We start from the raw sequence: 247 nt of genomic DNA on the forward strand, positions 1-247 counted from the left end.
GGCGTCGCCAACGGTGTCGATCCTGTCGGAAAAAGCCATGACAACCATGGGCGAAGACGCCTACTCGGAAAACCCGGTGACCTCCGGCGCGTTCACCGTGGACGAATGGCGCAAGGGCGACCGTGCCTTCGAACCCCAGGGACAGGCACAGGTACACCAGTTCCAGCATCGCCAAGTGTTTTACCGGGTCACGCGCCAGGCGTTCCAGCAACTGGAATACCTTCTCGCCGCCGAAGGTCTCATGGTG

1 protein-coding gene is annotated in these 247 nt (G+C 61.5%); it reads right to left on the reverse strand.

Going from position 1 to position 247, the window contains the following annotated elements; translation table 11 throughout:
- On the reverse strand, positions 1–211 hold a 211-nt coding region (locus AC0L3S_RS39625), incomplete at its 3' end, for a DotU family type IV/VI secretion system protein (RefSeq protein WP_473285419.1).
- Positions 212–247 lie beyond the last annotated feature (36 nt).

It is taken from the genome of Bradyrhizobium sp. Ken01 (assembly GCF_055807355.1).